Consider the following 14,857-nt stretch of genomic DNA (forward strand, 5'->3'; position numbering starts at 1 on the left):
GTATCAGCTATTATTCTAGGGTTTGTCAACAATCTCTATGAAAGTGATGTATTTGTTTTTATAATAATTATTAAAATTGCACATGAAATATATAATTATATAAATTGACATTAATATTAATTTAAAGAAAAAAGTCTGTTATTACATTTTTATGTGGAATTTAGTCACATTTTTTCTAAAAAATAAATATTATATACTAAATAGAGATTATATTATTAAAAATCATTCTATTTTAAAATTCAAAAAATTAAGGAGGACAATTAATGGAATATTTAAAAGATGATAAACAAGATTATTATTGTGAATTTGCTAGACCATACATTAATCGTCAAATTTATAATGACACATACAATCCCAAAAAAGCATTAAGAAGAGGTACTTTGTTTCCTGAGTTGGATTTGATAGAGTCAAATAACTATAATGATTGGCTATATGCAAATCCTAAAAATAGAGTTAGAGCTAAAAAAGGGGGTAGCATGTGTTAATGACATTAAATAGAAAAGAGCTTTTAGAGAGAATTTCAGAATATCAATTTGCTTGTATAGAATTAAATTTATATTTAGATAACAATCCGAGAGATAAGAAAGCTCTTGATTTATACAATAGATACTGCAATAAATTTACACAAGCTGTGTGTGATTATGAGTCTAAGTATGGGGCACTAACTAATTTTGGGTATGAATCAAGTGAATATTCTTGGTCATGGATATCAGAACCTTGGCCATGGGATAAGTCATTTTATAAATAAAATTATACAGTATTAAAATTAGATTTACTATTAAATATATATTAAGGAGGAGTAAAATAATATGTGGATTTATCAAAAAACACTGGAACATCCAGTTAACATAAGACAAGCAGACCCTAGAATGGCAAAGTATATAATGACTCAGTTGGGAGGTCCTAATGGTGAGCTGGCAGCTGCAACTAGATATATTCAGCAAAGATACACTATGCCAACTGGAAAATCTCGTGCGCTTTTAACTGATATAGGTACAGAAGAAATGGCTCATGTTGAAATAATATCTTCAATACTATATCAGTTAATGAGTGACTGCACTCCAGAAGAACTTAAAGCTGCTGGACTTGGAGCTAATTATGCTACTTTTGGACATGGTCTTCAACCAGTAGATTCCAATGGAGTAAACTTTACTACAAGTTATATTAATGTATTTGGTGATGCTGTAACTGACTTACATGAGGATATGGCCGCTGAACAAAAAGCATTAGCAACTTATTATCAGTTGATAAATTTAACTGATGACGTTGATTTGAAAGATATATTAAGATTTTTAGGAGAAAGAGAAGTAGTACATTACCAAAGATTTGGTGAAGCACTAATGGATGTTTACGAGTTTACAGAATATAAACATCAATTCTAATAAAATAATAAATATTAGAGATAAAGGATTAAATTGATTTCTTTATCTCTAATATTTTAGAAGTCTTAACAATTCCAAATATTAGTAAGATGGAGATATAAAAATAAAATTATTATAACATATATTAGAATATGATATATAACAAAGTTAATTATGAATAGTATTCTCTTTTATAGAAAGTGATTTTTTCATTTCTACAAACAGTACTATTTATTTCATCAATAATTGTATTCTATAAATTATCAATAAAAAAAGACCCTAAAAAGAGTCTTTCCCGAAAAATCTATATATTATAATATAGTTATATTTTCTGCTTGAGGACCTCTAGCACCTTTAACTATATCAAAGCTTACTTTTTGACCTTCTTCTAATGATTTAAATCCTGAAGTTTGTATAGCTGAGAAATGAGCAAATACATCATCTCCACTTTCCATTGATATAAAACCAAATCCTTTTTCATTATTAAACCATTTCACTATTCCATTATTCATTAAAAATACTCCTATTAACCTGTATCAAGATATACTTGATTTAATTATGTATTACCATAGATATTATTATATCATAGATTAATAGGAATGTCTACTCAATTATATTTTTTAATTAACATTTCTGCTTATTATTAATCCTACAAATAGATTTAAGAGTTTTATTATTCTATGAAAAATTAGATGGCAAATTATTTTTGTCACCATTACTAGTTTAATAAAATAAAATACAAATAAAGAAATTGTTTCAGATAGATTGTAAATAGACGTATTCGAAAAAACAATAAATAAACATAAAGAAAATATAAGAATTTTGTCTAGTTATACGTTTTTATTGACCAGTTACGCAATTGATATTGAATATTCTAAATATTGATGTTACTTTATATATGATTTAAGTACAATAGGGGGATATTTTATAAATATGATTTGCGTTATAGATAGATAAAATTTGGAGTAGTAAATAGATTCATATTTGATGAGATTGTAGAATCTGTGTATAGAATGATTCATGTGTTTCAAGAGAATATAAAAGGTGTAATTTGTATTAGTTGTTTTGTTTTATAGTATACACTTTTAAATTATATAATGAAAAAGTAAAGATGTACTCCCAATACATCTTTACTTTAAAAGAAGTTATAGTTACTTACAAAGTATAAAAAAACTATATAGTTATTTAAGGTAGAAAATCTAAAAAGGTTTTTCTAGAAAATGAAACTTAATTTTAATTATATCTACTTACCAACAATAAAACTTGATATAAACAAGATTCAACTACAGTTTCTCCATATTCTGATATAAAATCATCTAATTGTGTATCTATAAAATTACAATAATCATATGAACTACTGATATAAGCAGTTAATATATGTGTACATCTGTCTATTTCTCCAATAAACATATTATCCATCCCCCTAAAAACTTTAGTAAAAATAAAAAAACTATATATGTGCTAACTTGCTAACATAACTTACAAAGAATTTTTTAGTACTTATCACTATAACTTTTATTACTAAATTTTTCTAGTTTTACCAATTTAGTTTTTATTCTACAAGTTAATAATACTAGAATATGATTTATTATTCAACATGCTTGTTTTAGATTAAAAAATATTATAAAATTATATTTATTTTTTGAAGAATAAACTACAACAATAAACTGATAAGGTTTACATGGGTGCATTGACTTAAAGGCTTATATATTCGAATTAATTAAATTTAAAGTAGAGAATAAACATAAAAAAGTATTCAGTGATATATTATTAAAATGAATGTAAGAATAAATAAAGTGAGATGTTGGAATATTAAAATCAACAATAAGATAAAAAATAAAATTTACTGTTACTGTTAGTAAGAACTTTAAAAGAGATATTTTAAAGAGGATGTAAAAATTAATTGCTTTACTTATAGATATTTAAAAGATATAAAGAACTTGTAGATAGTTCTTTATATCTTTTTTATTATGCTAAAAAATTTTAAGATACAACAAAAAAGATAAGAGTATACCTATAGCATATATATATTCTTTTATAAAAATAAATAAAACAAATGCAATTAAATTCGGTTAAACCTTAATTATTTATATGTAATATCCTGATTATAAATAATAAAATTTCTTTATTAAATATAAAATGCAATTTAAATCACTATTTGATAATTTTTCCGCAATATGGGCAATAAGTGATATCCTTTACAAGTTCCATTCTTGAATTTAAATAATGATTACAATTTGGGCAACGATAAAATTTCCAATCAATAAAAATACCAACAAGTACAAAAATAATTGATATTATATAATTTTCTATAAAAAAGATAAATGCTGCTCCAATAACAAACATAGCCATAGATATTAAGAAGATTATTTTTAATTTGGTATAAATATTTATACTTTTCATACAATCACCAACTTATTTTAGATTTAATCTTATTAATAAAAGTATAGCAAGTTTATTATAAAAAATGTAAACTAAAAAATTACAATAAAAATAAGTAGCAAATAAAACTAAACACATAATTTAAATAATTTAAGTTTTATTTAAGGTTAGAATTATATTGATATAAGATTTAAGTTTTATTATGTATATAGATAAAAAGCAATTAAAAAAACTTAGGAGGAAATGTATATTGATAAGTTGGGAAATAAAGAAATTGATTAAATCTAAGAGCCTGTTGATATCTTTAGGGATATTAATATTCATATTATTAATCAGTATATTTGTTAAACCTGTTTTAGAAACAGAAGATTATTATATTGATGAGAGAAAAGGTCGTATAGAAGATACAAGGAATGGAATAGATATAGCTAATGATAAATTTCAAAAAAAACTTAATATTTTAAAACAACTTTCAAATCAAACGAATAGTGATGAATTTTCTAAAAAGATTAAATCCATGTCAAAAGAAAAACTCGATAATCTAAATGTCAATGAATATAAAAATGTTGGTTTTTGGAAGGTATTTAATTATAGAGCTACAAATTCACTTATAAATATAGGTATGTTGATTATCATAATCATAATTGTATCAAATCTTTATACGGATGAAGTAATTTCTTCGGTAAAAGATATTATACTATCATCAAAAGAGAAGAAAAAGGCATTAAAATCTAAAATAGTTATTGCTATATTTATACCATTAGTAGTTTATGCTGTTTATTTAGCATGTGTATTTATTATAACCTGTATACAACAAGGATTACCAATTAACGGCGACTTAGAATCGTTTAGGATAGTAGATAATATAGCTACATTGAAATCAAATTCAAATATAAGCAATTATGCAATATCAAATATAGCTATAGATATTTTAATGTTTGAAGGATGGGCAATGATAGCTATGTTAGGTTCTTTTATTAGTAAATCTTCAATATCATCAGTAGGTTTTCTTATTTTAAGTATAGCTGTAGCTAAAGTGATATCAGTAGTTCACATATTGCCTAAAGGATTGCTTTCAATTATTTCAACAGTAAATTACTATGATTTAATATTTGGTTTTAATAAAATAATAGGAAATTATTTAGGTAATATTAGAATATTTAAAATGAATGTAGATATTGTCAATCTATCAATAGGATTTTTAGGAGTAATATTTGTAGGTGTAATGACCTTGTGTTTTTCAGTAATAAAGTCAAAGTATATAAATAGATAAAAGGGGAATTAAAATGAATAAATTAGAAGTTAAAAATATTTCAAAGATATATGGAAAAAAAGTAACAAATGATAAAATTACAATTACATTAGAAAATGGAGTTTATGGTCTTTTAGGACCAAATGGAGCAGGAAAATCCACTCTAATGAAACAAATAACCACACTAATAAGACCTGAGAGTGGCCAAATATTTTACAATGGTAAGGATATATTTAATATGGATGATGATTATAGAAATATTTTGGGATATTTACCACAAGAATTTGGAGTATATAAAAACTTTACAGCTAGACAATTTTTACAATATATAGGGGCATTGAAAGGTCTAAAAGGTAGAAATTTAAATTGTAGGATAGATGAATTGTTAGAGTTAGTAGGTCTTTATGAGGTCAGAAATAAGGCTATAGGAAAATTCTCTGGAGGTATGAAAAGAAGAGTTGGAATAGCACAAGTTTTATTAAATAATCCTAAAATAATAGTACTTGATGAACCAACAGCAGGCCTTGACCCACAAGAAAGAGCAAGGTTTAGAAATCTAATAGCAAAAATATCAAGAGATAAGATAATAATTCTGTCTACTCATATAATTTCAGATATAGAATCAGTTGCCAAAGAAACAATAATGATTAAAAATGGTAAACTTCTTATGAAAGGAACACATAAAGAAATATTAAATCATATGCAAAATAAAGTTTATAATATTCAAGTTGAAAATGAGTGTGATATTGAGGAGATTCAATCCAAATATAAAGTTATAAGTATTCAAAGTGATGTTAACTCAATAGTACTTAGAGTTGTGTCAGAAAATACTCCAAATGAACCTAATGCACAACTAGTTCAAGCAAAATTTGAGGATGTATATATGCTTTATTTTGATTTAGAAGATGCAAAGGAGATATAACAAATATGATAAATTTAGTTAAAGCAGAAATAATAAAAGTCTTAAAATCAAAGAGTGTTTGGATACTTTGGATATTTTTACTGTTATTTGGGTTTGTATTGATTAGAAAATTTAATGTTTTTGACACATATGCAGATATATTCTATAAGATAGAGGGTTCTATACCTTTAATAGGGTTGATAATATTTATAATAACCTCTGGAAACTATACAAAAGAATATGATTCTAATATGACAGGTCTAATAAATACAACTAAAAATGGGAAAAAATCAGTAGTAGTATCAAAAATAATAGCTAATGGATTGGCTTTGTCCATGATTAATATTTCTTTTGTGTTATTGGTTGGTATCAGAGGATTTAGTTTTTTTGGATTTAAAAATTTGAATGAACCAATTAAAAGCTTATGGTATTTTAGTAATAGCAATTTAAATCTTACAGTAATACAAATGTACTTGATTGTTATAGTATCAGTTATTTTTGGCTCTTTTATATTTGCACAAATAGGACTAGCACTTTCTTCAATATTTAAATCAGCTGTAATACCTTTCATATTAGGAGGCTTAATTATGGCTATTCCATATTTTATTACAGGTTTTATACCAGACAATGCTATAAAATTTGTTTCTATTACTCCAAACTGGATTATGATGAGTCAACAAATTATTAAGTATAATGCACCAAATACTTTAATAGGTTTATCTATATTAATCTCAGTCATATTGATAATAATATTAACTAAAATAACATATAAAAATTTTACATCAAGTAAAAGATTTTAATTAAGAATAAAAAAGAACAATGATTTTGTTTATATATTGATTTGATTTAAAATAATATAAATGAATTTTAGAAAAGATATATGTTAATATATAGATAAATTATCATAGGAGGTTATTTATGGAAAATAGCATTTTAGTAATAGATGATGAAGTAGAAATTTTAAAGCTTTTAGAAACTGTATTTAAAAAAGAAGGTCTTAACAATGTGTACACTGCAAAAACAAGAAAAGAAGGATTGGAAATATTTAAAAAATCTAATCCCGACTTAATCATTTTGGATATTATGTTGCCAGATGGTGAAGGGTATGATATTTGCAAAGAAATAAGAAAAACCTCTAATGTGCCAATCATATTTTTATCAGCTAAGACGGAAGAGTTAGATAAATTACTTGGTCTAGCAATTGGAGGAGATGATTATGTTACAAAGCCTTTTAGTCCTAAAGAAGTCGCTTTTAGAGCAAAAGCTCATCTAAGAAGACTAAACTATTTTAATGAAGAGCAAAATGAAAGTATAAACTCGGATAATAAAGAAAAGATTATATCATTTGGTCCATATAAATTAAATGAAAGTAGAGCAGAACTCATAAAAGATAGTAAGTCCATTGCATTATCTGCAAAAGAATTAAAAATATTATCTCTATTTGCACACAATCAAAATCAAATTATAAGTAAAGAAAAATTATGGGATAAAGTATGGGGTGAAGATTATATTGGATTTGACAATACTATAATGGTTCATATTAGAAAGATTAGAGAAAAATTAGAAGATAATCCTTCAAAGCCGGAATATATACTTACAATAAAAGGACTTGGATATAAATTAGCAGTAAAGGAAGATTAGAATATGAAATGGAAGATTACTAGAAACTTTATGTTTACAATCGTATTTGTAGTTATATCAGTGGTCATTATAAATATTGTGTCTATTTTATATGTAATTTCGACTAATAATTTTTTAAATGTTGTAGGTTCTAAAAACAGTCCTGAAGAGTTTGCTCGTTCTTTTAAAAAAGAGTTATATGAAAAAAATGGAGAGTTCAAGCTATCAAAAGCTGGCATTGATAAATTAAAAAAATCACATTCTTGGGTACAAGTTTTAAATGATTTAGGAGAAGAATTGTATGGAGTAAATGTGCCAACAAATACTCCAAAAAAATATACTCCTTTTCAAATGGTTAATAACTACAAATATATAGAAACAGAGTATACTAATTTTGTTTTAGAAAAATATTTAGACAACAAACATCTAAATATAATAATAGGTATGCCTAGTAGAGATGTATCGAGAATAATTTTAACTTATTCTCAAGATAATGCTAAAGCAATCTTAAATAAAATTATTACTTTAACATTGGTAATTGATGGGATTGTAGCTTTAAGCATAGGATACTTATTTAGTATAAAACTTACAAAGCCAATATCGAATGTAATATGGAGCATTGAAACTATGGCTAACGGAAATTATAGTCTATATCTTAAAGACAGAGGAATATATGAAGACGTTTTTGAAAATATCAATATGTTGGCTGATACATTGAGGATAAACGAAGCAGAGAGAAAAGAAAATGAAGAGATGCGAGAGGAATGGTTAGCTAATATAACACATGATATAAATACTCCACTGGCTTCTATACAAGGATATGCAGAGATAATCAATGATAAAGATTATGAATTTGTGGAAGAGGAATTACGAGAATATACAGAAATTATATATAATAAGTCCAAGTATATAAAAAATTTGGTTGATGATTTAAATTTATCAACTCGATTAAAAAATAACAGCTTAGTTTTGAATAAGAAAAAAATAAATTTAGTTAGTTTGGTTAGGAATATAATAATAGATATTTTAAATGACAATAGATATAAAAATAGGAATATTGAGTTTGTAAGTTATGAAGATTTAATTGAAGTATATGTAGATTCAATTTTATTTAGAAGAGCTATAACAAATCTTATATTTAATTCAATAGTGCATAATAAAGAAGAAACTCTGATAAAAATAGAAATAGTAAAAAAAGATACTATAGAAATTATAATAAAGGATAGCGGAGTTGGAATAAGTAAAAATGATTTAAAGCATATTTTTGAAAAATATTATAGAGGTACTAATACAGGTGAATTACATAAAGGCTCTGGTCTTGGAATGGCTATTTCTAAAGAGATAATAGAGATTCATAAAGGTAGTATTTATGTAAGTAGTGAAATAGGAATAGGAACAGAGGTCGTCATAAAAATAAATCAGAAGTAGGAGGTATGGTATGGATTTTCTTAAAAAAGGTTTCAATGGGTTTACTATTAAAATATTAGCACTGACATTTATGACATTTGACCATATCGCAGCTTTTATGCCACAAACAATGCATATACCAGTTTGGTTTCATTGGTTAGGTAGAATATCAGCACCATTGTTTATGTTTATGGTAGTAGAAGGGTTTTGCCATACAAGCAATAGAAAGAAGTATATTGCTAGATTATATGTAGGGTCTATCATTATGGCAATAGGAAATCAAATAATTAATACTACTTTCCCAAATCCAGAAGGTTCAATAATTATGAATAATATTTTTGCAACATTATTTTTGATAGTAATTTATTTAGAGGCTATAGAATTTATAAAAAAATTTAGAGAAGAAAAAGAAAAAAAGTATCTTGTGAGAGGGCTATTGATGATAAGTGTTCCTATAATTTTAGGAATTGTTATATTAACTTTACTTTTTGGCTCAGCGAATAAAGTACTTATGTTTATTATGTTTTTCGTACCAGTACCATTTTTAGTAGAAGGAGGACCAATTTTAATTGTACTGGGGATTATTTTTTATTTATGTAGAGGAAAGAAGTTTAGTTTAATTATTTGTTATGTCTTGATGTGTATATTTATATTTGTAGCTATGGCAGGAGGAGATTATAGCTTGAAGAAATCTCTTCTAGAAAATTACCAATGGATGATGATTGCTTCCCTTCCTTTTATGTTACTTTATAATGGAGAAAAAGGTAAGAGTATGAAATATTTGTTTTATTTATACTATCCAATACATATATATATATTGTATATTTTAGGAGTGTATTTGATAAAAATCTAAAATATAGAAGGCATTGATAAGTATGGTTATTAATATTTTTCTATATTTCAGAATGAAGTGTGCTGTTTCTTTGTAAAAAATTATAACAGGATTAATTATACTATAAAGTCGTGATTTTAGTATAGTCAAAGGTAATTTAATATATAAATTATATCTTTAAAAAATATTAGATAAATTAAATGGACTTTATAAGTTGAGTTTGTTTTAATAAATAATGATAGTATTGATAATAGAATATTAAAGATTTAGAATAAACTAATAACATTATTAAAATTTATAATATGTTATCAATTTTATTTTGAGAGGGTGAAAACAATGTTTTATATAATTTTTGGTAAAATTTGTATTGATTATAGCTCTACACAGTTAAATATTATAAAACATTGTGTGGAGCTTAATCAAAAATATGATGCTAATTAATCATTGAGTGGACAAATTTTTAGTATAGTTATCTATACTTATTTAAGCTGTCTAATATTGAATAAGAGTGTTTATTTTGAGGGTTATATACGATGTTTGTATATAGCCCTTTTTATATTGTCATTTATTATTAAGTATTAAAACAATATAAATTATTTAAAGCGTAAGAGCGAGGGGGTTGTATCAAAGTACAATACTTACTGCTTTTTTTATTTTAATTATAAAAAGAGAGGAAAATTTATATCATGAAAAGAATAGAAGAAGATTTAACTACTGGTAATGTGTGTACAAAGTTAGTAAAACTTAGTATACCATTATTTTTCATAAATTTATTGCAATCATTTTATAATATTGTAGACATGATTGTTGTTGGTCAAGTATTAGGAAGTACTGGAGTTGTATTTGGATACAATTCAATTTGTTCTATTCTTAGGGGATTTGGAGAGACTAAACAACCACTATATTTCCAGCGATTATTGGGGGAATCTATTTTTATAAAAGAAAATGGAAAGGTATAACTGAGCACGTCAGAAATTAATCGTTTCAAACAGATGAAATAATAAACTAGTGGTTTTGATATAAATAAAATCAAAACCACTAGCTAGCTATTACACTGTTTTATATGAGCTATTCTATTTAGTAAGCATGACTTTAATCTTAAATTAACAATTAATAAAACTCAATTATTTATTGTATAAAGTTAGTCATAATTTTTTCTTCATATTGAGGGTCTTTGACTCCTGTTTTTTGCCCAGCTGAAATGCACTTAAGAAGCCATGCCATGTTTTCACCTAAAGTTCTCATAGTTTGTAATCCCTCTTTATCTTTCATAACGTCCTCTGGTGTAAAACCATGCACCTGATTCCAGTATTGTGATGATACAATAGGCATATTACTAATTGAGAAATATTTATTTAGTTGGTCAAATGTTGCAGTTGCTCCACCACGTCGACATGATACAACTGATGCACCAAGTTTCTTTGCCATTTTACTTCCAGCTGAAAAAAATAAGCGGTCAAGAAATGAAGTTAGTTGTCCACTTGCACCAGAAAAATATACAGGAGAACCAACAATAATGCCATCAATATTATCTAGTTCTTTCGCTAACTCATTGACCTTATCATTTCAAGTACATTTGCCAGTTTGAAAGCAGGATGAGCAAGCGATACAACCTGGTATTGGCTTTTTACCTAAATACAATATTTCGGTTTCAATATCATGCTTATTTAATGTTTTAGCAACTTCATTTAATGCTGTATAAGTACATCCGTATTGGTTTGGGCTACCATTTATTAATAAAACTTTCATTAGAAATTCCTCCAGTAAACTTTATTTAATAGACATTCCAAGGGTCTTTGCTTTTTCTAAAATAGGTTTTTCATGAATATCTCCAATTTGCATGACACCACCAGCTAAGACCTCGACCAGACAAGGGTGTATATTCATTTGTTGAAGATTAAAACGTTTAACTGTATTTTCAGATTCTTCAGCACCTGACACAAATGAATCTATAAGTACAGATGTATTTCCATTTGTTCTTGGACTTCCGTTTAAAACAATAATTTTTTTGCCCATTTAAAACACCTCCTATTATTAAATTTATCAGTGATATGAAAGTACATTTGTTATAAGTTTTTTATAACTTGAATTGAAGAGTAATTGAATTAAAAATTTGACAATATGCTAAAGTACTAGTATTTAAGCAAGATTTATATGTATTATAGCAAATTGACTTTTAATTGTTCTTACACTATAATTTTATTATAAATTAGTTAAAAGACAAGTACGCACATTTTTGTTCAATACTAACCTAAAGGAGAGTGTAGCACATGGGTATGGATTGTATCTCACAGGCAGATTTAAGTGAAACAGGGTTTAGTTATACACTTTCACTGATTAATGGAAAATACAAGATGGTAATTCTTTATTGCCTTGCTGAATTTAAAGTTGTTAGATATAATGAACTAAAACGTTATATAAAGACTATTTCTTATAAGACTCTGAGCTTATCATTAAAGGAATTGGAAGCAGATGATTTGATTATTCGTACTGAATATCCTCAAATACCACCTAAAGTAGAATACAGTTTATCAAAGAGAGGGAAGTCTCTGATTAAGATTTTAGATGCAATGTGTGAGTGGGGAGAACAGAATAGAATTTAATTTTATATTTGAAGATTGTACATATTATAAAAAGACTGTAGGTAAGTTTGAATTTAAACAAATATACTTACAGTCTATATTTAAAAAAATATATATTTTCATTTATAATTTAAAAAGTTTATTTTAGATATTTATTATGAAATTTCACCACCAATTTCTTTTATATCATCTTTGTGGATTATACAAGCTTCTATGGCTAATTCCAAACCTTTAACTATTTCTTCTAAAGACATAAATGGTGTATTCTTTTTATCTATTATTTGTGAAGTCACATATGGTATGTGTATGAAGCCTCCTCTTATATTAGGATATTTTTTATCTATCATGTAGAGAATTCCATACATTACATGATTACAAACAAATGTACCTGCAGTATTTGAGACACTAGCTGGAATTTTATTTTCATTCATATGTTTTACCATGGCTTTTACAGGTAATTTTGAAAAATATGCAGGTTGACCATCTTCCTTTATAACAGTGTCTATAACCTGATTTCCTTCATTATCTTTTATTCTAAAATCATCTACATTTATAGCAACTCTCTCAGGTGTAATATCAAATCTACCTCCTGCTTGTCCGACTGATATTACTATATCAGGGTTGTGTTTTTGAATAGCTTTATCTATTGCTTCAACAGATTTTGTCATAACTGTTGGTATAGTTATTTTTATAATTTCTGAGCCCTTTATATTATCTTTGACCCTTTCAACAGCTTCTTGAGCTGGATTTATTGGTTCTCCACCAAATGGGTCAAATCCTGTTAATAAAACTTTCATTATTTTACCTCCTATTCATATTAAAATCCTAAAAAATACATTACTAATATGTGTGCTACAATTAATATTAAAGCAACTGGTGCTTGATACTTTATAACAACATAATCATTTTTACATTCAAGTAAAGCTGCTGGAACTATATTAAAATTAGCAGCCATTGGAGTAAGTAGAGTTCCACAATACCCTGCTGTTAATGCTAATGCTCCAATTATAGCAGGATTTCCACCTTGAGACAATACAAAAGGAATTCCAATTCCTGCTGTTATGACTGAAAATGCAGCAAATGCGTTTCCCATTATCATAGTAAATATAACCATACCTAATACATAAGCTATAACACCAAATAATCTATTGTCAGTAGGAACTACTCCTGATATCATACCTGAGATAACTTCGCCAACTCCAGCTTGAGTAAACAAAGCACCTAATGCAACTAAAAGTTGTGGTAGCATACTAGCTGGTCCCATTTGTTGAAGTAATCTTGAACCATCGTGAACTGAGGTAGATGATTTTGATTTGGTTATTATAAGAGCAGATATTAATGCGATTATTGAACCTACACCTATTGCAAACTGTGAAGAGTTATCAAAATTAGAAAGACTCATAGCTACAATTACTGCTGCAAAAGCTAATATTAATGATGGTATGAATATTTTATTTTTAAGTTTGTCTGCCTGTTCTTTCCCAAAATTTTCATTTGGTTCTTCGTATCTTGCAAATACGACTTGTTTAGTAAGTGTTAATAAACTAGACAATATTAGTATGATTCCTATTATATTAGCTGGAATTAATCTTCCAAATATAAATGGTAGTGATATTAGTATCCAAAATAATGATGTACCATATTTTTTATTATTGTCTATTGTAGTAAAAGACCTGTATGCTATGACAATCATTAAAAGCCCCATTAATGCATAAAAAATTTCCAACGATATGTTTATAAAATTTTGCATTTTTATACCTCCTAAATAAATCTATCTCTTATGACTTTTATTTAATTTTTTATCATATAGAGTAAATTGGATTGTGGCAGCTATAAATGCTATTACGGCCATAATAATATTAGCTTTTACAATCTCAATTCCAGTTACATTATATCCAAATTGAGTAAGAGTAGATGCTATAAGTAAAACTCCACTACTACCTGCAAACAAGTTTTGACCATAGAAGTTACCATAGTTTTCTGATGCAGCAGATAATGCTTTTATGGCTTCTTCGTCTGATTCTTTTAATTCATCACTGTTGCTTAATCCAGCAGCTTGTGCCATAGGATTAACAAGTGGTCTTACAAATTGAGGATGTCCACTCATTCTTATTGATAATGCTCCAGCTATTTGTCTAGCAAACATATATATACTCAGTACTTTTCCTGTTGTGAGTCTTTGTAATTTTTCTATTAGAGAAACTGCTCTTTGTTTTAATCCATATCTTTCCAAAACACCAATTACGGGTAGTGTTAGTATAAACAATGACACACCTCTATTTGAGACAAAAGAATCTCCTAGTATTGTAAAGATTTGATTAAAATCTAATCCTGCTACAAGTCCTGTTGCTATTCCTGCTAATAATACAGTAAATAATGTATCAATTTTAAGTATAAATCCAATCACAACTATTAATATACCAATTAGTTTTATCATCAATTATTCTCCTTCCATTTTTTCTATTTTGATTTGATTTTACTAAATAAATAAAGTTAAACTCTTTTTATAGTATTTACGTT

Annotated in this window: 18 protein-coding genes and 1 pseudogene; 11 read left to right on the forward strand and 8 right to left on the reverse strand. The window is 26.3% G+C overall.

All coding sequences use genetic code 11. From position 1 onward, the window contains the following. The first annotated feature begins 263 nt into the window (after positions 1-263). The 3 genes from KGF52_RS16930 to KGF52_RS16940 all read left to right on the forward strand — a co-directional run bounded on the left by KGF52_RS16930 (position 264) and on the right by KGF52_RS16940 (position 1,382). Positions 264-485 (forward strand): spore coat associated protein CotJA, encoded by a 222-nt coding sequence (locus KGF52_RS16930; protein ID WP_227840980.1) that lies wholly within the window; start codon positions 264-266, stop codon positions 483-485. Next, positions 485-748, forward strand: a complete 264-nt coding sequence (locus KGF52_RS16935) for a spore coat protein CotJB (protein WP_227840992.1) — start codon at positions 485-487, stop codon at positions 746-748. The genes KGF52_RS16930 and KGF52_RS16935 overlap by 1 nt, the downstream gene beginning before the upstream one ends. A 61-nt stretch (positions 749-809) precedes the next feature. Next, positions 810-1,382 carry a manganese catalase family protein gene (locus KGF52_RS16940; RefSeq protein WP_227840981.1) on the forward strand — a complete coding sequence of 191 codons (573 nt, stop codon included), beginning with the start codon at positions 810-812 and terminating at the stop codon, positions 1,380-1,382. Positions 1,383-1,672: 290 nt separating this feature from the next. On the opposite strand, the gene KGF52_RS16945 is transcribed toward KGF52_RS16940, so the two are convergent. The 3 genes from KGF52_RS16945 to KGF52_RS16955 form a co-directional block, all read right to left on the reverse strand. Then, on the reverse strand, positions 1,673-1,873 hold the full coding sequence (locus tag KGF52_RS16945) for a cold-shock protein (protein WP_003423148.1): 201 nt from the start codon (positions 1,871-1,873) through the stop codon (positions 1,673-1,675). Positions 1,874-2,594: 721 nt separating this feature from the next. Further along, positions 2,595-2,771, reverse strand: coding sequence for a hypothetical protein (locus tag KGF52_RS16950; RefSeq protein ID WP_227433148.1), 177 nt, complete (start codon positions 2,769-2,771; stop codon positions 2,595-2,597). A 744-nt stretch (positions 2,772-3,515) separates the two neighbouring features. Further along, a complete protein-coding gene (locus tag KGF52_RS16955) occupies positions 3,516-3,764 on the reverse strand; it encodes a hypothetical protein (RefSeq protein ID WP_227840982.1) in 249 nt (82 codons plus the stop codon). 229 nt (positions 3,765-3,993) lie between these two features. Here KGF52_RS16955 and KGF52_RS16960 point away from each other — a divergent pair, with 229 nt between their 5' ends. The 7 genes from KGF52_RS16960 to KGF52_RS16990 all read left to right on the forward strand — a co-directional run bounded on the left by KGF52_RS16960 (position 3,994) and on the right by KGF52_RS16990 (position 10,714). Then, on the forward strand, positions 3,994-5,016 hold the full coding sequence (locus KGF52_RS16960) for a hypothetical protein (RefSeq protein WP_227840983.1): 1,023 nt from the start codon (positions 3,994-3,996) through the stop codon (positions 5,014-5,016). A gap of 13 nt (positions 5,017-5,029) precedes the next feature. Continuing rightward, the gene (locus KGF52_RS16965; protein ID WP_227840984.1) at positions 5,030-5,917 is read left to right on the forward strand and encodes an ABC transporter ATP-binding protein; all 888 of its coding nucleotides are present in this window, start codon (positions 5,030-5,032) and stop codon (positions 5,915-5,917) included. A gap of 5 nt (positions 5,918-5,922) precedes the next feature. Further along, on the forward strand, positions 5,923-6,696 hold the full coding sequence (locus KGF52_RS16970) for an ABC transporter permease (RefSeq protein WP_227840985.1): 774 nt from the start codon (positions 5,923-5,925) through the stop codon (positions 6,694-6,696). 118 nt (positions 6,697-6,814) lie between these two features. Further along, positions 6,815-7,537 (forward strand): response regulator transcription factor, encoded by a 723-nt coding sequence (locus KGF52_RS16975; protein ID WP_227840986.1) that lies wholly within the window; start codon positions 6,815-6,817, stop codon positions 7,535-7,537. 3 nt (positions 7,538-7,540) lie between these two features. Next, positions 7,541-8,944 carry a sensor histidine kinase gene (locus KGF52_RS16980; protein WP_227840987.1) on the forward strand — a complete coding sequence of 468 codons (1,404 nt, stop codon included), beginning with the start codon at positions 7,541-7,543 and terminating at the stop codon, positions 8,942-8,944. Positions 8,945-8,954: 10 nt separating this feature from the next. Next, the gene (locus KGF52_RS16985) at positions 8,955-9,776 is read left to right on the forward strand and encodes a TraX family protein (RefSeq protein WP_227840988.1); all 822 of its coding nucleotides are present in this window, start codon (positions 8,955-8,957) and stop codon (positions 9,774-9,776) included. A 665-nt stretch (positions 9,777-10,441) separates the two neighbouring features. After that, positions 10,442-10,714 (forward strand): hypothetical protein, encoded by a 273-nt coding sequence (locus KGF52_RS16990; RefSeq protein WP_227840989.1) that lies wholly within the window; start codon positions 10,442-10,444, stop codon positions 10,712-10,714. Between the two features lie 169 nt (positions 10,715-10,883). On the opposite strand, the pseudogene KGF52_RS16995 reads toward KGF52_RS16990, so the two are convergent. Next, a pseudogene (locus tag KGF52_RS16995) lies at positions 10,884-11,504 on the reverse strand (flavodoxin family protein). 21 nt (positions 11,505-11,525) lie between these two features. Further along, positions 11,526-11,771, reverse strand: a complete 246-nt coding sequence (locus KGF52_RS17000; RefSeq protein WP_227840990.1) for an NAD(P)H-dependent oxidoreductase — start codon at positions 11,769-11,771, stop codon at positions 11,526-11,528. 254 nt (positions 11,772-12,025) lie between these two features. Between KGF52_RS17000 and KGF52_RS17005 the strand changes: the two genes are divergently transcribed. After that, positions 12,026-12,358 (forward strand): winged helix-turn-helix transcriptional regulator, encoded by a 333-nt coding sequence (locus KGF52_RS17005; protein ID WP_227829697.1) that lies wholly within the window; start codon positions 12,026-12,028, stop codon positions 12,356-12,358. 134 nt (positions 12,359-12,492) lie between these two features. Here the strand turns inward: KGF52_RS17005 and pcp are convergent, their stop codons facing one another. The 3 genes from pcp to KGF52_RS17020 are packed head-to-tail and all read right to left on the reverse strand — an operon-like array spanning position 12,493 to position 14,774. Continuing rightward, the gene (gene pcp / locus KGF52_RS17010) at positions 12,493-13,134 is read right to left on the reverse strand and encodes a pyroglutamyl-peptidase I (RefSeq protein WP_227840991.1); all 642 of its coding nucleotides are present in this window, start codon (positions 13,132-13,134) and stop codon (positions 12,493-12,495) included. 20 nt (positions 13,135-13,154) lie between these two features. Further along, on the reverse strand, positions 13,155-14,087 hold the full coding sequence (locus KGF52_RS17015) for a DUF979 domain-containing protein (RefSeq protein WP_227829695.1): 933 nt from the start codon (positions 14,085-14,087) through the stop codon (positions 13,155-13,157). Between the two features lie 21 nt (positions 14,088-14,108). Then, positions 14,109-14,774, reverse strand: a complete 666-nt coding sequence (locus KGF52_RS17020) for a DUF969 domain-containing protein (protein ID WP_227829694.1) — start codon at positions 14,772-14,774, stop codon at positions 14,109-14,111. Positions 14,775-14,857: the final 83 nt, after the last annotated feature.

This window comes from Clostridioides sp. ZZV15-6597 (assembly GCF_020657815.1).
Taxonomy (GTDB): Bacteria; Bacillota; Clostridia; order Peptostreptococcales; family Peptostreptococcaceae; genus Clostridioides.